Raw genomic sequence first — 18,950 nt, forward strand, 5'->3', positions numbered from 1 at the left:
CTACTCCTCATCGTCAAGAGTTTCTTCCAGGTCTAAGAATGCATCATCTTCTTCGTCGTCCGTTTCTTCCACGTCTACGAGCTCTTCTCCTTCGAATTCTTGCTGGCTGAAGCCAAAGTCACCGAAGTCCTCCTTCGGCTTTTCTCTTTTGTCGCCCTCGATGATAGAATGCAAATCTGTTTCACCATAATCAATTGTTTCCATAATCTCTACTTCTGTCTGGTCTTCTCTCAGCACCTTCACATCCAGGCCTAAGGACTGGAGTTCTTTTAAGAGAACCTTGAAAGATTCAGGAATTCCAGGTTCAGGAATATTGTCACCTTTGATAATCGCTTCGTAAGTCTTCACACGGCCAATAACATCATCCGATTTCACCGTCAGGATTTCCTGAAGGGTATAAGAAGCACCATAGGCTTCCAAAGCCCAAACCTCCATCTCTCCGAAACGCTGTCCGCCGAACTGCGCCTTACCGCCCAGAGGCTGCTGTGTTACCAGAGAGTACGGGCCGGTAGAGCGGGCATGAATCTTATCGTCTACCAGGTGATGCAGTTTCAGATAATGCATGTGTCCAATAGTAACCGGGCTGTCAAAATACTCTCCCGTCCTGCCGTCACGAAGCCTTACTTTACCGTCTCTGGAGATGGGAACTCCCTTCCAAAGCTCTCTGTGATCCCTGTTCTCATACAGGTAATCCAAAACTTCAGGAAGCAGTTCTTCTTTATGCTTCTTCTCAAAGTCTTCCCATTCCATATTGACATAATCATTCGCCAGATCCAGTGTGTCCATAATGTCGTTCTCGTTGGCGCCGTCGAATACAGGAGTGGCAATATTAAATCCAAGGACTTTGGCCGCAAGGCTTAAGTGAATCTCCAGCACCTGTCCGATATTCATACGGGAAGGCACACCCAAAGGATTCAATACGATATCCAGAGGACGGCCGTTTGGCAGAAACGGCATATCTTCCACAGGCAGCACACGGGAGACAACACCCTTGTTGCCGTGACGTCCGGCCATCTTATCACCAACAGAAATCTTTCTCTTCTGGGCAATATAGATACGGACTGCCTGGTTTACGCCGGGAGACAATTCATCTCCGTTCTCCCTGGTAAATACCTTGGCATCTACAACAATACCATATTCACCGTGAGGTACTTTTAAGGAAGTATCACGGACTTCACGGGCTTTCTCACCGAAAATCGCCCGGAGCAGTCTTTCTTCAGCTGTTAGTTCAGTCTCTCCCTTAGGAGTAACCTTACCTACCAGGATATCCCCTGCACGCACCTCTGCTCCGATACGGATAATACCTCTTTCGTCCAGATCCTTTAAGGCATCGTCACCCACGCCGGGAACATCTCTTGTAATCTCTTCCGGTCCCAGCTTAGTATCTCTGGATTCTGCTTCATATTCTTCAATGTGCACAGATGTATAGACATCGTCCTGCACCAGACGCTCGCTTAACAGAACCGCATCCTCGTAATTGTAGCCCTCCCAGGTCATAAATCCGATCAGCGGATTCTTGCCCAATGCCAGTTCTCCTTCTGAGGTGGAGGGTCCGTCTGCGATTACCTCGCCCTCTTCTACCCTGTCTCCTTTAAAGACGATAGGTTTCTGGTTGTAGCAGTTACTCTGATTACTTCTCAGGAATTTGGTCAGACGGTATACGTCCTTGGTTCCGTCGTCATTTTTTATTGTAATTTCCTTGGATGTGGATCTCTCCACAACACCGGACTTTCTTGCAACTACACAGACACCGGAGTCTACGGCAGCCTTCGACTCCATACCTGTTCCCACTACAGGGGATTCTGTTATCAAAAGGGGCACAGCCTGACGCTGCATGTTAGAGCCCATCAGCGCACGGTTGGCATCGTCATTCTGAAGGAATGGAATGAGGGCAGTAGCCACGGAGAACACCATCTTAGGAGATACGTCCATGTAGTCAAACATCTGACGCTCATACTCCTGTGTCTCATCCATGTAGCGGCCGGATACGTTCTTATGCACAAAGTATCCATTCTCATCCAAAAGCTCATTGGCCTGTGCTACATGGTAATTATCTTCTTCATCCGCCGTCATATAGATTACTTCGTCTGTAACCCGGGGATTCTTCGGATCCGATTTATCCACCTTTCTGTATGGTGCCTCTACAAATCCATATTCATTGATACGGGCATAGGAAGCCAGAGAGTTGATCAAACCGATGTTAGGACCTTCAGGCGTCTCAATGGGGCACATTCTTCCGTAATGGGAGTAATGTACGTCACGCACCTCGAATCCGGCCCTGTCTCTGGACAGACCCCCGGGGCCCAGCGCGGAGAGACGTCTCTTGTGAGTCAGCTCACCCAGAGGGTTGTTCTGATCCATAAACTGGGACAGCTGGGAGGAACCGAAGAATTCCTTCACTGCCGCAGTTACCGGCTTAATATTAATCAGGGACTGAGGAGAGATCCCCTCAATATCCTGTGTCGTCATTCTTTCCCTTACCACTCTTTCCAGTCTGGAAAGACCGATGCGGTACTGATTCTGGAGAAGCTCTCCAACCGCTCGAATTCGGCGGTTGCCCAGATGGTCGATATCATCGTCATTTCCAAGACCGTACTCCAGATGCATGTTATAGTTAATGGAAGCCAGAATGTCTTCCTTTGTAATATGCTTTGGAATGAGTTCGTGGATATTTCTCCTTACAGCTTCCTTAATATCCTCGATATTCTCATTTTCTTCCAGAATTTTTTTCAGGCATGGGTAATATACTAATTCTGTGACACCCACCTCTCTGGGCTTCACATCCACAAAGTTAGTAATGTCTACCATCATGTTGGACAGGACCTTAATATTGCGTTCCTCTCCCTGAATCCATACATAAGGCACAGCAGCATTCTGGATGTCGTCTGCCATGGACTTGGTAACCTCCATGCCGGCCTCCGCAAGAATCTCCCCAGTACTTGCATCAACCACATCCTCAGCCAGCACCTGGCCTGTGATTCTATTCTTCAGCATCAGCTTTTTATTAAATTTATAGCGTCCAACCTTTGCCAGATCGTATCTTCTCGGATCAAAGAACATACTCATGATCAGGCTCTCTGCGCTCTCTACAGCCAGAGGCTCGCCCGGACGGATTTTCTTATATAATTCCAGCAGACCTTCCTGGTAGCTCTCAGAGGTATCCTTTGTAAAACTGGCCAGAATCTTAGGCTCTTCCCCGAAAAGCTCTACAATCTCTGCGTTGGTACCATATCCCAAGGCTCTGATAAGAACAGTAATGGGAACTTTTCTGGTTCTGTCTACACGTACATAAAACACGTCATTGGAGTCTGTTTCATATTCAAGCCACGCACCACGGTTCGGAATAACGGTAGAGGAATACAGCTTCTTACCCACTTTATCATGTGCGATAGCATAATAAATACCGGGAGAACGCACCAGCTGGCTTACGATAACTCGCTCAGCACCATTGATAACGAAAGTGCCGGTAGCAGTCATTAAGGGCAGATCGCCCATGAAGATCTCGTGCTCGTTAATCTCATCATTTTCTTTGTTGTACAATCTGACTCTGACTTTTAAAGGAGCCGCATAAGTGGCATCGCGTTCCTTGCATTCTTCGATCGTGTACTTTATTTCATCTTCGCACAAAGTAAAGTCAACAAATTCCAGGCTCAATTTTCCGCTGTAATCTGCGATTGGAGATATATCTTCAAAGACTTCTTTTAAACCTTCGTCCAGAAACCACTGGTAGGAATCCTTCTGCACTTCGATTAGGTTGGGCATTTCCAGCACTTCTTTTTGTCGCTGGTAGCTCATACGCATGCTCTTTCCGGTTGCTATTGGACGGATTCTGTTTTTCTCCATTGACGTGTCACCCCTTGTATATTTTAAATTTATTATAACATCAGCCCACGGCATTATTACGAGTAGGCATATCTTGCCATAATAGTGCATTTTTTACTGTATCACAAACTTTTCAGCCTGTCAACATCTAATTTTCCTTTTTTATTCATTGTTTTGCAAGAAAAACAATCGGGGACGTTGTCTTTGCTTAAGCAACAACGTCCCTTATGTTAAACTATAACCCCTGCATTCTCTGCCAAAGGAGTTCCATTCCTTTACCTGCGTATACACTCATTCCCTTTTTGGCTTCCCGGGTGTAAGGATAGATCCCAGATACCAAAGCAAAATGGCTATTATAAATAGGAAGATTCCCGTCACAGTTCCCGGTGTGGAACGGATAAATCTGGCATAATTTCCCAAAAGAGGAATCTTAAACATAACCTTTCCCACCAACCGCTGAAAGGCCACCGGCTCTGCGTCCTGTCCGCTGTTGGCATCACCCTTGGTGCGGAAAATCTGTTTGTTCTCATCTATTCCCACCACCCGGTGCGTGGTCACCGCATCAGAGGCACTGCTCACCTGGAAGGTAATGACATCACCCTCCTGCACCTGAGCAGGTTCCAGGGGTTTTACCAGAACCAGACACCCTTTGGGATATTCTGGTTCCATGCTGCCGCTAATCACATCATACACGTGATAGCCCATAATTTTAGGCACCAAAAAAGGAATGGAAATCAGGATAATTCCTAATATAATGACAGTGCCGAGAATATTAAGTACTCTTCCCATCATTTCCATTCCTCCATAGTTTCTAAATGTTCAGATCCCACTGCAGAGTCTAATAACTTGATTAATTCTAAAGCACTTCGAAAAGGAACTTTCTTTTTTTGTTCAACCCAGGTTACAACACCCTGCCAGGTGTGATTCTGAACGCATTTAATTTCGACGATAAAGCTCTGCCCCGCCGCCTCAATTACTTGAGTTTTGTGTTCTTCACCCATAATACATTCCCTTTCTGCTTATTCTTGATTATGCCCCCAGCCGGTATTAATCGGCTGGGGGTATGTAGCTTTTGCATTTAATGGATTACGGCTGTGGTACTGTGTAATCCTCAATGTCATCTTCCGTAATTCCTGTCCATCCAATTACATTATTACCATTCTTTTGTAAATGGGAGTCAAAATTATCCGCCTGAATTAATTCTGCTATCAAATCAATTGTAACCTCTGCATTAGCGACTTCATTCCCCCATCCTTCAGGAACTTTTACTTCTGTAAATAACGCCTGTGTCTCACCTTTTTTAGACATTTTATCAGCATAATAGTAGTATCCGTCAACATTTTTTGTCCACTTATTACCAATGTCCAGCTGATTTTCTAAAATATCAGCATACTTATTTCCTTGTGCATCAACCATGTCTAAACCGGTAATAGTCATTTTAACCCTTATATAAGCATCTTCTGAATCATCCCCAAGTTTAACGGTAGGTACCTTACTTAAAGTGTCACCAGGTGTCACTCTGTCATTATAGGTAATACCATCTTCTGTATTCACTGCATTTTCTGTATCAGTTGTCTCAATCAGACTACCATTAACATTGCCCATGGTAATTACATTGCTTTTTGTATCTCTATCCGTAAAGTACATCAAGGTTCCGCCGATTCCCAGTACAGCAACCAGGGCAACTGATGCAACAACTGCTGTGAGTTTTTTTCTGTTCATCATATTATCATTCACCTTTCCTTATCTTTTAAATTTACTTTCCTTCAGTTTCAATTAAAATTCATCCGGATAAGCTGCTGCCATTGCTGCCTGAGCATTGTTGAAACCATCTGTCTGTACCAGATAACCCTGAAGCTCAATATTGAAGTTACTCATAATGTAGTTGGATGCCGGATCCACATCGGAGTAAAGGCTTGCGTTAAACTCTTTATTGTCAAACTGTGACTGAGTAATTGCTTTGTTGTCAATCACCACTTTAGAGAACAGATCCTGTGTGGTTTCTCCTGCCGGCAGTTTAACATTGTAGTAAGCAATTGTCTTGTCATCATTCAGTGTCCACTTATCCCCAAAAGTAACATTGATAAACTTATCTAATGCTGCGTATGTAGTTGCTGTTTCTCTGTCAGCGCCTACATATTTAATCTTGATAGCTACCCATGCGTCTGCAGCTTTGCCTTCATCTGTAACTGTAGTATTTTTAATTGCAGGATCCTTAGGAATCTCTAAGCCAGGAGTAAAGTTTTCCGCTAATTTCTCTCCTAATTTACCTTCTTCAATCCCTGCTGAACCGCCGCCGAAGTCTACGTTATCCCATGCAGGCTCCTTCAGTTCTCCGGTAAGGCCTGCGCCCATGGTAAATACGTTCTGTTTTTCCTCTGTCTTCTGGCTGAAGTATGCTAATGTACCACCAATTCCTACAATTGCAACTAATCCCAGTGCAATTAATGATTTTCTTAATTTTTTATTATTCATATCGGCTCTCCTTCATCTTCTATTCATTAACTATTATTTGTTTAGTCCTGCTAATGCCTTCAGTTCAATAACGCCCTTCTCAAGTGTTAAATCTGCGGACTGTACAGCATAACCAGTTACATCAATCTGGAACTGAGGTAATACAAATGCATCAACTACTTCACCATTGCTGTCAACAAATGTTACAGATGTATCGCCTACTTCAGTGGTAGACTTAATCGGTTTTGATGTATCAGGTACATAGTTTCCATTTTCATCTGTTACATAGTTATCATTGCCATCCTTCTGTACAGGATATACAGTTGTAACTTTGCTTTCCTGATTCCACTCTTTTTTAATTCCATAGTTAACTGTTACCTGATCAAATACTGCCGCGGTAGGATTGCCCGGTGCTATCTCTGTATTGTAGTTCAGGAAAAGTCCATTTGTACTGTCTGCCGTTGTAGAATCTACTACCCAAGCCGGATTAAATCCATCTTTAAATGCGCCTGTTGCATCTTTGTACTGTACCGTAGCATATTTCTCTGCGAACGTATTATAACTGATAGCATTTTTATTGTGGTCATAGAACTGAATCTTCACGCCTGCATAGATTGAAGTGCTTGAATCAGCCAGGTTTGTGATTACCGGGTTCTTTGCGATAGCCTTACCTGGTGTATAGTCTTCTCCGCCCTTCCACTCGGTCTCTGTAATGGTTGTTTTCAGGTTGTCACTTCCGGTAAACATATTCTTCTTAGTCTCTGTTACCTGTGATAAATAAGCCAATGTCCCGCCAATTGCCAATACTGCTGTAAGAGCCATTGCTCCAACCGTTGTTGCTAATCTTTTCTTGTTTGCCATAATCTTATCCTCCATTTTCTGATTTTAAATAATTTAAATTCCTCTATAATAAAAAGATATTCTCTTTTTAATACTTATTTGGTGATGCCTTTCACAAACTTTAACATCTCATTTTCAGGTTCTTTGACATATTCCGACTGAATTGCGTATGCCGTTACTTTGATGCGGAACTGAGGGAACAACCCTGATGCCGAATCTGGCATAAGCTCTAAACTGATAGGTACCTCTGAAAACAACGGTGCAGATGAAGTATCCTCTCCAGGAGCTAAAATTTCTTTATACATATAAAGCTTATCTGTAGTATCCGTAGCAAGTTCCTTCCAGTGTTCTGTATTAAAAGTAATCCCCGCAGACGTTAAATACCTGTTTTTGAATTCCTCGTATGTAACCTGTGTATCTGTATCATCTATAAATTGTACTTTAACAGCTGCATATATCGGAACTCCTGTTTCTTTATTCCCGCTGTTCTTTACCTGGGGATTCTTAGGGATTATTTCTCCGGGTACATACTGTGCAGCCTTTTCAACCCCCAGGGCCTTTAATGCATCCCCCGTAATTCCCGGCTTAGCGCTCTGACCATTTGATGTTGACTCATCCGCAAACTCATATCCGTCCCAGCTGGGCTCCCGCAGCAACAATGATATCTTCTTATTAGATGCAAAAGTATTCTTCTTTGTTTCCGTGACATCCCGCAGCAATGCAAGTGTGACTCCTATTCCCAAGACTGCTGCTAAAGTAAATACTATCAGAAACTTTAACCTCTTCTTATTCTTCTTTATCATTCCACATTCCTCTCTTCCGGAGTGTTTTCACTTTATACGTTTATTATGAACTTTGGAAGTCACATTTCGGTCACATACCTTTATTTTATTTTAAGTTTCCATGTTACCGTAGAGACCTGTTCGAAAATTTCTTTTATGTTTATATTATGACCTTTGTCAGTCACACTGCGGTCACATAATACCGTATTTACAAAAACAATTTATTGCACTTTTTTCGCTATAAGCCTCAAAAAAAACTGCAGCAAAAACGCATCTCTGCGTTTTCACTACAGCCTTTCTATAACAATATTCGCCTATCAGGGCCTGCTACTTTGTTGCAATGAGCCCGGCTCCATCTACATGCACACCCTCCCAACTATCATCTACCGAGCCGTTCTGTTTTGCAGAAATTCCTTCAGCCAAAACCTGTAGCTCAAGATAACAGTCAATTCCCCTTGGAAGTTCACCGTTGTATGCAACCTCCGAAATCAACGAATCAGTAGATTCGCCTGGAGTCAGGGCTTTTTTGTAATAATAATAAGTATCTGCACCTTCTCCGGTAGTTACCCACTTATCACCAAAATCTCCTGCCATTGTATACTCCAGTTTATTGTCTTCAATGGTAAACGGAACAATCTCTCCGTCTCTGTCCCCCCCCAGGTATCTGAGAATGGGGACCAGGCGTACCCTCACATAAGTATCGCCGGTGGGAAACTCATCTGATGTAAGATTTTTAATCTTAACATCTTTAGCAACTTTGTTCCCTGTCTGAATCTTTTCAAAAGTATTTACATTCTGTAAACCTTCCTTAGACTCATTCTCATAATTATTTCCATTTTCTACTACTGCAATGTTTACAGCAGTTCCCTTAAAATCATTTGTTGCCGGTTCGGATTGTGTCTTCAAAAGTGCCAATGTCACGCCTATCGCACAGGTAAGCACCAGAACTGAACCAGCTGCTGCCATAAATACTCTGGCTTTTTTACTTAGCTTTTTCATGATTCACCTCCATCTTCACCCTTGTCGTTTTTGTTCAACCAATCCGGCAAAAATGTTAAAATCAGGACTACAAGTATCAGTGTGACAAGAAGAATCATTCCGGTTCTGGTGTTTGCGTAGACTGCAACATATCCCATATATGGGATAGAGAATACCGGTTTCCCAATCACAGAGGAGAAAGCAACAGCTCCTCCGTCTTCCGTATTGTTGGCATCCCCTTTTGTCTTAAAAGACTGATTCTCTTCATCAATTTCTATTACCCGGTGAGTTACCACAGTATCCTCACCAATGTTAAATGTAATAGGATCTCCCACCTGTACCTTCTCCGGGGATACCTCATCGATATAAACGAGGCTCCCCACATGGTACGCGGGCTCCATACTGCCGCTCAATACTGCCAAAGGCTTTAAACCAAATACTCTTGGCAAAAACAATGCCGCTACAAATGCCATAAGTACAACGAGTAATATTGTTGTGACCCACTTATATGCTGTTTTCATAAATTTATATTTCCTCCCTGCACTTACATGATTTCCATTCGAATCCATTATAACATATCTTCATTATTTCGTGAACTCGTTTACCACAGAGGCCACATCACTGAGCCACTTCCAATCAGACTTCAACTCATTTTCAAATGCAACTGCAGCTTTATGACTGTTTGCATACGCGTCATATGTTCCGTCTTCTGTTCCATAAAAATCACATTTATTGTTCTTATCCTCCAGCTTTTCACCGATAAATAAGTTTACTGCGTTTTCATGGTCAGCAATCTTGCCGTCATAATTATCAGTTACCTCTGTCTGGGTATATTTACTGGACCATTCCGTCTGCTCTGTTATTGTATAATATCCCTTTTTGAGTCCTGAAAGAGTATCCGTATCTGTAAGCTTGCCGCTGTTGGCATCAAATCCCAGCACTGCATAGTAAGTATCTGTAATCTCTGTCCCAGGGGTTTCTCTTCTGTCCACTCTGAACACAAAGCTCTGCTGAGAATTAATTGCCTGAACATCTGTATACTGCTTATTAATCTCTTTTGTAATATCCAGCTGTCCCTTTACAATATGAATCGTATAAACTCCATATTCCTTACCTGCATCTTTTTCATTGACTCCTACAACAGTACCAACCACGTTGCCTCCGGATGCCTCTGCCGAAGCTGAACCGTCACTCTTAGGCTGGAATTCTACTTTCAAGTAAAATTCCTGGTCAAATTCAGGTTTCATATTTTCCCATTGCTGAGCGATGACTTCCTTCGTACACTCCTTGTCAGAATACCAGGTCATTTTAAAGCTTCCTGTAGCTGTGGCACTCTCAAAGGTAACCTTGCTGCCGTTTACAGTGTTTGTAACTGCGTTCTCATCAAAAATCCTGGCAACCGAAGCCGCGTCAACCGGAATGCTGTCACCCCAGAAAATTGTGTTCTCAGCGTTCTTAACCTGAAAAGCAGCTTTAACATTAACGGTAGGCTCCGGAAGAACTGCCGTTCCAAGCCCTGGTGCTTCAATAACTGAATCCGGTGATACATTCGTTGCTACATCATTGCCTCCGATAAAGGTGTCTTTCGCTTTCACCTTAAAGCTTCCGGACCATCCTCCGCCCTCTGCTGTCTTTATTGTTTCACCCTTCCAGGTAATTGTGTAGCACTCTTTTCCATTAATTGTCTCAATATTTACATAGCCGCCCTCAAGCTCATAACCATCCTTGCCCTGTTTTTTAGCTGCATCGATCATAGCTTTAGTTACTGTCTGATTGTCAGCTGTTACTATCTCAAATCCGGGTGAGACAACGTCTTTAATAGTTGCATTTGCAATGTCCGTTGCCTTTGTAATCGTAGATGAGATTTTTTCAAAAATCTGTTCCAAGTCAGAAGCCTCATCCGTTGTGAAGCAGTATTCCGGACTGAATGCTATTTTAGTGGTAATCCATTCCTTGGTAGACAGCCATTCATTAGATTGATCTCCGTCATTATCCTTGAGGCCTAATCCAACAACAAACACCTTCACGCCCGCCTCTTTTAAGGCATTAGCAGCATTCTCTGCATAAGACCTTAACGTGCTTTCCGACGCACCTCCACTTTCAGGTTTACCATCTGTAAATAAAATTGCATATTTCGGAACTTTGCTAGTGCTGTCAAAAAGGTCTAATGCCTCTTTAAGCCCAAGATCCGGCCGGGTTCCCCCGTTTGGTCTCAGCTGGTTAACGGACTCCAGCAGTACTCCTGTATTACTGCTTGCTGTAATTAGATCTGCATCTCTGGACTCACTTGCCGCAAATGATACTACACCAATCTTACTCTCTGGTGAGCGTGCTCCTGTATTCTCTATAAAAGCACTGGCCGCATCCTTCAATGATGTCATACGGGCAATCCATGTATATACATAAGAATAATCACTGTCTCTCATGCTGCTCCATGAACTATTCGAATAACGTTTCCACTGTCCATCAATATATTTGATAGGATTCTGATACGATTTATTATAATAATATACTTTACTCGTCACCATGTCATCTCTGTCTACCTGCGTATAGGAAGTAATATAGCTGTTTGACGAAGCACTATTCCCATATCTCATGGAGCCAGATCGGTCTAATACCATAACGGTATCAGCAACTCCCCCTATAGTGGAGGATGAACTTTCCAGCAGTTCTGAATGAGCATTAATGTTAATATTGTAAATTCTCTTGTCCCAGCTGCCCTGCTCTTTTGCCAATTCTGCAGTCTTACTGTACTTCAAACTGTTATCCAGGAATTCATCCGGCGTATAGTTTATAATTTCATGAACTTCTTCATCAGTTGTATTTTTCAGTGTTACATTCCCGTCTTCATCAACGATCACTTTCCAGATAATATTCCCCGTAACATAACCGTCGGGCGCTGCCACTTCTTTCATGGTCAGCTCGCCTTTTGGAAGTCCCTCAATTCTCACCTCGCCTTTTTCATCAGAGGTACCCTCGCCGACGATTTCACCGTCCTGGTTATATACCTGGAAAACTGCGCCTTCTAGTTTTTCATTCTTTGTATTTACCTTACCAAAAGTCAGAACCACCTGACGAACATAAACTGTAAACTGATGATCCGCCGCGCCCTGGTGAGTAGGACTTAAATTAGTAAATTCAGTGTGGGCCGTAATATTTTTGCCGCCTGCTGTTACAGTGAGCTTAATATCGGAATCTTTTTTCGGTGCATACTGAGATGTGTCATTGCCTATCTCTGTTCCGCCGTTCACTGCAGTATAATCGAAAGTCAACTCTGGCTTACCGGTGGAAGGTTCGGGAGCATTGCCGCTGCTGTGACCCCATGCCACAGAACCGTCAACCCTTTCTGCAAGGTCTGTTGTCTCTCCTAAGTAGATTTCTGTGTCGGTGCTGTTCACTGTAGGTGTCCATACGTATAATGTTGCATCTTTTCCATCCACATTCAGGTCATCCACTCCATTAGTCTTATCAACGGACGCTGTAACTTTAGCAGTAATTGTAAATACCGTATCTTTGGTAAGGCCTGTAGTGTCAATGGATTTGCTGCTCCATGTGCCTGAAGTATCTCCAGCCTTTACTGTGTATTTTCCAACTATTTTGCCGTCTTTGTCCTTAACCGTGTAGACAATGTCAGCAAAATGATTGTTAGTTCCATTAACATTGTAGGACTCCCCTCCAATCAGATAAGGGATACTGCCTGAAGTACCTTTCAGGAACTCTTCTACTGACTGCCAGTCATTTGTGATATAGATACTGCGATCCTGCGTTTCATAATCATAAAGTAGTTCTACATCAACCAGCGGTTCCTCGAACGCTTCTACTTTTGTTCCATTGCCTCTGTACACCGCAGATGTATTCTCATTGGTAGGTACATTATTTCCTCCGATAAATCCATCGGCCCTCTTTACATTGAATTCGATAACAACCTTTTTCCCTCTGGGTTTCCCGTTGCCATCATCATCCGTCACGAAATTCTCGCTGTAATTAAAGCCTGTAACAGACACCTGTTTTCCATTAACAGAAATATTTCTCTGCGGTATCTCTGTCCAATTATTTCTATCTGCCCACTTGTCATTGCCTTTATAATCTACAATATACGCTTTCACATTGGAAATATCGTCAAAGTACTGTGTCACATAGTCCTTTATAACAGTAGAAGAATCCAACTCTATTTTGGGCGTTTCTATGCTGCCCTGTATTTTTTCAAATATCTCTGTCAGTTCCTCTTCATTACCAGCCACAAGATAGTATCCCTGATTACTGCCGGCGCCAGTGTTGCTCATACTTCTCGCATTCGGATAATTACTGGAAACCAGGTTCATATACCGGTTAGTGGGAGGGTTAGATACACTGTCACTGTTACCGGTAAAATTATAGCTCATATCATCAGGATCGCCATTATCCAATACACCTATCGTATAAACTGTGGCACCGCATCCTCCTGATGAAGTAATAGGACTCTTTATCTGTCTTGCATAATCAATAGCGCTATTTGCTGTAGAATTATAAAAACCATTAGTAGAGTATCCAGGTCTGCCATCGGTAAACATGACAACAACTCTATTTCTTTCCCCTGTTTTTGTATCGTTTAAGAATAAATTCTGTGCCATTGACATTCCATACTGAACATATGTAGAACCGCTGGCAGCAATATTATTCTTAGATGACAGAATGCTATTTAAACCGCTCGTCGTAGACATATCCTTGAAAGCATTCCGGTATTGAGAAGTGGAAGGATTACTCCGCCTTGTACTTCCGTCAAAAAGCACTCCTTCATCCGAATATCCGACTACCGCAATCCTGTGATCAACTTCGTTTTCCAATGCATTCTCAGCTACCAAATTTGCAAATTTTTCCACAGAATTCTTTAAGGCCTGTTGTCTGGAAATTACCTCGTACTCATAGAACTGGACCACATCGTAATTCTGCGCCCTGCCAATGGAATTGTATGAGCCTTCCAGTACCGGATATACATACACATATCTTCCGCCTGTTCTATACCTGTAGTAATCAATGTTATTAGCATCCCGTCCATACCACGTAACCGACTGGTAGGCGCCATCAGCTAATTTTATGGAGTAGTTCCCTGACGAGAAACCATAATTGTAATTTCTATTTGAATAGTATCGTGTTCCTTTTACTTCGGTATATGAATACATATCCTTTGTTGTCATACTGCCAGATTCATCTAATACTAATACAATATCCGTAGGAATTACCTTATCACTACTGCTGACAGTTCCTGTGGCATATGCCTCTAATTGAATATTATAGTCATCGCCATCCTTAACAGCTTTCTTGCTTAACTCCAAACCATTATCCGGCTGTACATCTCTTGCCGATGCACTAGCAGTTCTAAGTCTGTTCTGCTGCGTCAGATATACCGGACCCAAAAGAGGTCCTGCATCTGTAAAAGAAACACATGTTATCCCTTTGATTTCCTCCCCGTCTTCCACACTCTGGAGAACCGTCAATGTATACACAGAAAAATCATTTGACTCAAATTCTATGTTTGTAACCGTGCCGTCTTCTGCGGCAGCAAACGCTTCTTTTTCTTCTGCCGTTCCATCATCTTTTTGATGAATAAGAGCTAATGCGCCATCATGCGGCAGCTCAACACCTTCTGTAACCTGCAGGCTGATATTAACTGTACCGTTTGGTTCTATTTTTTCTCCATCTTTATAAAAAGAAATATCGTATGGAACAAGTTTTAAAATTGCCTTTTGTGCATCACCCAGCATTTCCTGTATGCTGGTTTCTATTTGGTTATAATTTTCTATATCAGTTATCTTTTCTACCTTAAGCTCCGCCCCCTGAGGCAATACCCCCATTTCGGACACAGATGCCTGAACCCGAACCTCTTCATCACTGTATTCATATGTTAATACAGGCGCCTGTTTCCAGGTAATAATAAGAGGCAGATAACTGTCCATAGTAAAGCCTATTTCATCTACACTGCCGTTATTGTTCTGCACAAGACCCCTGATTCTGTCCTGCATGTCATTGACCGAAAGATTCCCTGTACTGTCGGCAGTTTCCTGAAGCTGATATAATTTTAGTTCTTTACTGTCCTGCAAGGAATCCTTATAGGAATCAGGTACATTTTCATTCTTAAAGGAGAGTGTTACATCAATACCGCCTTCAGATGGTATAATTTCCTGTCCGTTATACACAAAATAGATATCATAAGCAAGAAAATCATCTATTGCAAACTGATCCTGTACAGATTTTTCTGCCATATATGCCGAGATACTTGCATATCTGTCCTTCTGTTCCTCATCACCTTTACTAATAAGACGAACCTTCAGTTCAGAACCGGCCGGAACTGCTTCAGGGCTATGCAAATTGACTACTGCCTTAATCTCTCCATCTTCATAGCTATATTCTGTCTGTGAAGATATCTCCTCGTCCTCCGCCGTATCTTCCATAGTAACATCAGACAAAGGCTCAGGGATATCTGTTAACGAACTTTGTTCCTCTAACCCGTCATCTTCAGGCTTAGGATCCGTTGTTTCTCCTTCCGCAATATTTTCCGTATCCGTCCGTTCTGCAGACGCATTCACTGTCATTTGAGGAAATACCGTGGTAACCAGCAGCACCATACACAAAAGCCCCGCGATATATCTCATTATCTTCTTATCTGCTCTCATAACGTTCCCCTTTCCTATTCCTTTATTTAAAATCGAAATATGTACCTTAAGCATTCTATTTCGTTACCTTCATGTTGCAGGTATAAAGCTATTTTTTAAGTTTTACAACTGTACTATACCAATTTCAAGTCACACATTGGTCACAAACGCCAGGTTTTCAGATTTTTTTTAAGCAAAAAAGAGAACGTTATGTGACTGATAACATTCTCTTCCCATAGCCCCTGTTTCTATACCGTTTACAGCTTGCTCAAGTCTATTTCGTCCACACTGTACTGCAGCTTAATCTTTGTCTTTTCATCAGAGGAATAAAACCGGTTCTGAATCCGCTCCATTACCATCATAGCCGTCTCATACTGGCAGGTGGGCAGCATAATAATAAACTGTGTACTGCTGTATCTGGAAATTACATCCCCCGTCCGCAGTGAGCCCAGGAGCACCTGCTGCATGATATCCATTCCCTTATTAATAATATTAGTATAGGCAGCACTGTCCTTCTTTACATCTATGGAGGGATAAAGGGTAATCAGGGACAGGTAGATAGACATCCCCAAGCGCCCCGCCCGCCTTATCTCCAGATGATATGACTTTTTAAAAACTCCATACTCACACAAAAAAGCCCCTCTGCCGTCATCATCTGATTTCAATTCTTTTTGTATCTTGCTCAAATCCAGCTCCTGTTCATGCTTCTGTTTTAAAAGGGTTTCATATACGCCTCTGAGATCCTCCGAAGGTCTTACTCCCAGGTTATCGTAGAGAAGATCCACCGTTTTCTGATAGTGTTCGATGGCGAGGTTCTGCTTATTCTGTCCGATCAATGCCTTAATCAGCCAGCAGTGCAGTTCTTCATCCAGGGCATCTAGTTCAATGGATCTGCTGCAGATCTGGGACATCTCATCATATCTGCTGTGTTCCTCCAGCAGCCCCGCCAGACGCTTCACCGCAGTCAAAAACATAGAGTGATAATAGGTAGCCAGAGATGCCACCCAATATTCACCGGTCAGCTTAGGAAGAAAGGTCCCTCTGTACAGACGGACTGCCTCTTCCAGATCTGCAATCTCATCGTCTGCGTTCTCTTCCCTGGGAGCATTTTTGCATAGTTTTTCAAATTTCTCCGCATCAATTTCTATATGTAACTCCGGATTCCAGGTATAGGTACCTCTCCCGGTAACTATAAAATCGGACCTGCCCCACTCCTTTTTCATAATAGTGCGCAGGCGGTACATTAGATTTTTTAACGCTCCCGCAGGGTTATCGCTTCCGTCATCATGCCACAGAGCATCCCCAAGTTCCTGAATCGTAATATTCCTTTTTCTATGACAGAAAATATAAGACAGCAGTTTAGTTACCATCTCAGATCGAATCTTCTCATCATCCAGAATGCCATTCTGACTGGAAACTTCAAATCGTCCGAAAAGACGAACTTTCCATATTTCATTGTTCTGCTTTTCTGTTTCCATCATCATCATCTCTTTTCTGTCCTAATTTAAGTTTCTGCAATCATCTGCCTCAGGAAGTGCCGCCTGAAACAATCTATGCATCAGCTATAAGCTTTATCAAATCCAAATCGCTGTTAAATTCACCGACAACTTTTCCCTCTATATTCTTTACAATCCCCTGCATACTGGTATGCTGTCTGGAAGCCACTACTATATCTAACGTTTTAATACTGCCTTCCCTGGCATGTATTTCAGAGGCTTCTTTGTAGCGCCTGGGATTTCCACAGAAGCCCGAACTGCTTTTGCCCGCCTTCTCCTCGTGAAAAGTTCTCACTTTTTGGTACGCCTGAGGAGTCCCTATCCTGTTCAGGGCCTCCTCAATTACCAGTATAAGATTTGTCATATTATAAAACGGAAGTTCTTGTTCCAGTCCAACACCACATATCGTTCCCTGAATCTCATCTTTTTCCTGTTCATCCACACATACGCGGATACTATTCACCGGAAATCCGCCTAGATACTTTTCCACACATCCGCCTCCCTGCTTTATCGTTCAACCCGATCTCTGTTTAAATCAATTTCATCCACACTGTACTGAATCTTAACTTTAAGTTTTTTATCTCTGGTATAAAAATTGTCCTGTATTCGCTTCATGATCATTTGGGATGAATCATACTGGCAGTTGGGAAGCATTACAATAAACTGATTACCGCTGTATCTCGATATAACATCCCCATTCCTGAGAGAAGATATAAGTACCGTTTCCATCACACTCATCCCCGTATTAATCAGTTTCAGATATGCCTCACTGTCTTCCTGTACATCAATAGACGGATATACGGTAATCAGAGAAATGTACACAGGAAGCCCCAGCCTGCTGGCTCTGCGCTGTTCCAGATGGTATGACTTCTTAAATACACCATACTCACACAGAAACGCTCCGCTGCCGTCATCCTCAGACTTTAATTCATCCTGGATATTGCCCAAATCAAGTTCCTGTGAATGTTTCTGCTTTAATAGTTCCTCATAGACCTCCCGGAGTTCTCTGGAAGGCCTGACCCCAAGATTATCATACAGCAAGTCTACCGTCTTCTGATAATGTTCCAGGGCAAGATTCTGCTTGTTCTGGCCGATTAAGGCTTTTATAAAACAGCAGTGCAGCTCTTCATCCAAAGCATCAAGCTGTATCGCCTTCTGGCAGACCGCCCCCATCTCTTCAAAACGGCTGTTTTCTTCCAAAAGAGCAGCCAGGTCTTTTACAGATGTAAGATACAAAGAATGATAATAGGTAGAAAGAGATGCTGCCCAGTACTCTCCGCTGAGTTTAGGAAGAAACGGCCCTCGGTAAAGCTTAACCGCCTGAAGCAGACCTTCAATCTTTTCCTCGCAGCTGCCCCCGGCTTTCGCCTGTCTGCAGAGGCATTCAAATTCCTCTGCGTCTATCCATACAGGCACCTCTGGGTTCCAGCTGTAAGTCCCTCTTCCTGTCAATATAAAATCCAGCTCTCCCCATTCCTTTTTCATTATATTTCGTACACGGTACATCAAGTTCTTTAATGCACCCGCAGGATTGTCACTTTTGTCATCGTGCCAAAGAGCTTCTGCCAATTCCATGACAGTCACCTTCTTACGCCGGTGGCAGAAAATATAAGCCAGCAGCTTAGTCATCATCTCGGATCGAATTTTATCGTCATCCAGACTTCCATCCCTTCCGCTGACAAGAAATTCACCAAACATTTGAACTTTTAAAATGTAATTATCATCCATCTTTTTATTCCCCACCTGACCCTGCATCTCTGTGCTCTAATTCTTTTCGTCATTGTTCTGTACTACAGTATAACAAAAACCTTAGAGGTTTTCCAGTCTGCTCAGGCAGTTTTCGGTACATTTTATGCAGTTTTGGATATACTAAGTGTATAAATTTGCGAAAAAACAAGGTCCGGTATCAGATACCAGGCCTTGTCGACGAGCTTTTTTCATAAAGTTAA

13 protein-coding genes are annotated in these 18,950 nt (G+C 42.8%); all 13 read right to left on the bottom strand.

The window, feature by feature from the left end; genetic code table 11:
• Window positions 1-3,843 (bottom strand): DNA-directed RNA polymerase subunit beta, encoded by a 3,843-nt coding sequence (locus GKG41_RS03465; RefSeq protein ID WP_154257094.1) that lies wholly within the window; start codon window positions 3,841-3,843, stop codon window positions 1-3.
• 270 nt (window positions 3,844-4,113) lie between these two features.
• On the bottom strand, window positions 4,114-4,614 hold the full coding sequence (locus GKG41_RS03470) for a signal peptidase I (RefSeq protein WP_173015557.1): 501 nt from the start codon (window positions 4,612-4,614) through the stop codon (window positions 4,114-4,116).
• A complete protein-coding gene (locus GKG41_RS03475) occupies window positions 4,611-4,823 on the bottom strand; it encodes a hypothetical protein (protein WP_072850287.1) in 213 nt (70 codons plus the stop codon). Before GKG41_RS03475 ends, GKG41_RS03470 begins: the two co-directional genes overlap by 4 nt.
• A gap of 85 nt (window positions 4,824-4,908) precedes the next feature.
• Window positions 4,909-5,547 carry a SipW-dependent-type signal peptide-containing protein gene (locus GKG41_RS03480; RefSeq protein ID WP_154257098.1) on the bottom strand — a complete coding sequence of 213 codons (639 nt, stop codon included), beginning with the start codon at window positions 5,545-5,547 and terminating at the stop codon, window positions 4,909-4,911.
• A 51-nt stretch (window positions 5,548-5,598) separates the two neighbouring features.
• Window positions 5,599-6,297 (bottom strand): SipW-dependent-type signal peptide-containing protein, encoded by a 699-nt coding sequence (locus GKG41_RS03485; RefSeq protein WP_154257100.1) that lies wholly within the window; start codon window positions 6,295-6,297, stop codon window positions 5,599-5,601.
• Between the two features lie 33 nt (window positions 6,298-6,330).
• Complete coding sequence (locus tag GKG41_RS03490; RefSeq protein ID WP_173015556.1) at window positions 6,331-7,137, bottom strand: SipW-dependent-type signal peptide-containing protein; 807 nt, start codon at window positions 7,135-7,137, stop codon at window positions 6,331-6,333.
• A 74-nt stretch (window positions 7,138-7,211) separates the two neighbouring features.
• Window positions 7,212-7,919, bottom strand: coding sequence for a hypothetical protein (locus tag GKG41_RS03495; RefSeq protein ID WP_154257103.1), 708 nt, complete (start codon window positions 7,917-7,919; stop codon window positions 7,212-7,214).
• Window positions 7,920-8,225: 306 nt separating this feature from the next.
• Window positions 8,226-8,897, bottom strand: coding sequence for a hypothetical protein (locus tag GKG41_RS03500; RefSeq protein ID WP_154257105.1), 672 nt, complete (start codon window positions 8,895-8,897; stop codon window positions 8,226-8,228).
• Window positions 8,894-9,397, bottom strand: coding sequence for a signal peptidase I (locus tag GKG41_RS03505; RefSeq protein WP_173015555.1), 504 nt, complete (start codon window positions 9,395-9,397; stop codon window positions 8,894-8,896). The genes GKG41_RS03500 and GKG41_RS03505 overlap by 4 nt, the downstream gene beginning before the upstream one ends.
• A 63-nt stretch (window positions 9,398-9,460) precedes the next feature.
• Window positions 9,461-15,526 (bottom strand): VWA domain-containing protein, encoded by a 6,066-nt coding sequence (locus GKG41_RS03510; protein ID WP_173015554.1) that lies wholly within the window; start codon window positions 15,524-15,526, stop codon window positions 9,461-9,463.
• A 236-nt stretch (window positions 15,527-15,762) separates the two neighbouring features.
• Window positions 15,763-16,992, bottom strand: a complete 1,230-nt coding sequence (locus GKG41_RS03515) for a BTAD domain-containing putative transcriptional regulator (protein WP_154257110.1) — start codon at window positions 16,990-16,992, stop codon at window positions 15,763-15,765.
• 64 nt (window positions 16,993-17,056) lie between these two features.
• The gene (locus tag GKG41_RS03520) at window positions 17,057-17,491 is read right to left on the bottom strand and encodes a hypothetical protein (protein ID WP_154257112.1); all 435 of its coding nucleotides are present in this window, start codon (window positions 17,489-17,491) and stop codon (window positions 17,057-17,059) included.
• Between the two features lie 17 nt (window positions 17,492-17,508).
• Window positions 17,509-18,729, bottom strand: a complete 1,221-nt coding sequence (locus GKG41_RS03525) for a BTAD domain-containing putative transcriptional regulator (protein ID WP_173015553.1) — start codon at window positions 18,727-18,729, stop codon at window positions 17,509-17,511.
• Window positions 18,730-18,950 lie beyond the last annotated feature (221 nt).

It is taken from the genome of Lactonifactor sp. BIOML-A5, assembly GCF_009677585.1.
In the GTDB taxonomy this organism is placed as follows: Bacteria; Bacillota; Clostridia; order Lachnospirales; family Lachnospiraceae; genus Lactonifactor.

Bases quoted from the DNA above. Each gene is read 5' to 3' on its own strand.
- GKG41_RS03525 (WP_173015553.1), bottom strand. From the start codon at position 18,729: ATGGATGATAATTACATTTTAAAAGTTCAAATGTTTGGTGAATTTCTT.
- GKG41_RS03515 (WP_154257110.1), bottom strand. From the start codon at position 16,992: ATGATGATGATGGAAACAGAAAAGCAGAACAATGAAATATGGAAAGTT.
- GKG41_RS03470 (WP_173015557.1), bottom strand. From the start codon at position 4,614: ATGATGGGAAGAGTACTTAATATTCTCGGCACTGTCATTATATTAGGA.
- GKG41_RS03480 (WP_154257098.1), bottom strand. From the start codon at position 5,547: ATGATGAACAGAAAAAAACTCACAGCAGTTGTTGCATCAGTTGCCCTG.
- GKG41_RS03485 (WP_154257100.1), bottom strand. From the start codon at position 6,297: ATGAATAATAAAAAATTAAGAAAATCATTAATTGCACTGGGATTAGTT.
- GKG41_RS03495 (WP_154257103.1), bottom strand. From the start codon at position 7,919: ATGATAAAGAAGAATAAGAAGAGGTTAAAGTTTCTGATAGTATTTACT.
- GKG41_RS03505 (WP_173015555.1), bottom strand. From the start codon at position 9,397: ATGAAAACAGCATATAAGTGGGTCACAACAATATTACTCGTTGTACTT.
- GKG41_RS03475 (WP_072850287.1), bottom strand. From the start codon at position 4,823: ATGGGTGAAGAACACAAAACTCAAGTAATTGAGGCGGCGGGGCAGAGC.
- GKG41_RS03510 (WP_173015554.1), bottom strand. From the start codon at position 15,526: ATGAGAGCAGATAAGAAGATAATGAGATATATCGCGGGGCTTTTGTGT.
- GKG41_RS03490 (WP_173015556.1), bottom strand. From the start codon at position 7,137: ATGGCAAACAAGAAAAGATTAGCAACAACGGTTGGAGCAATGGCTCTT.
- GKG41_RS03500 (WP_154257105.1), bottom strand. From the start codon at position 8,897: ATGAAAAAGCTAAGTAAAAAAGCCAGAGTATTTATGGCAGCAGCTGGT.
- GKG41_RS03465 (WP_154257094.1), bottom strand. From the start codon at position 3,843: ATGGAGAAAAACAGAATCCGTCCAATAGCAACCGGAAAGAGCATGCGT.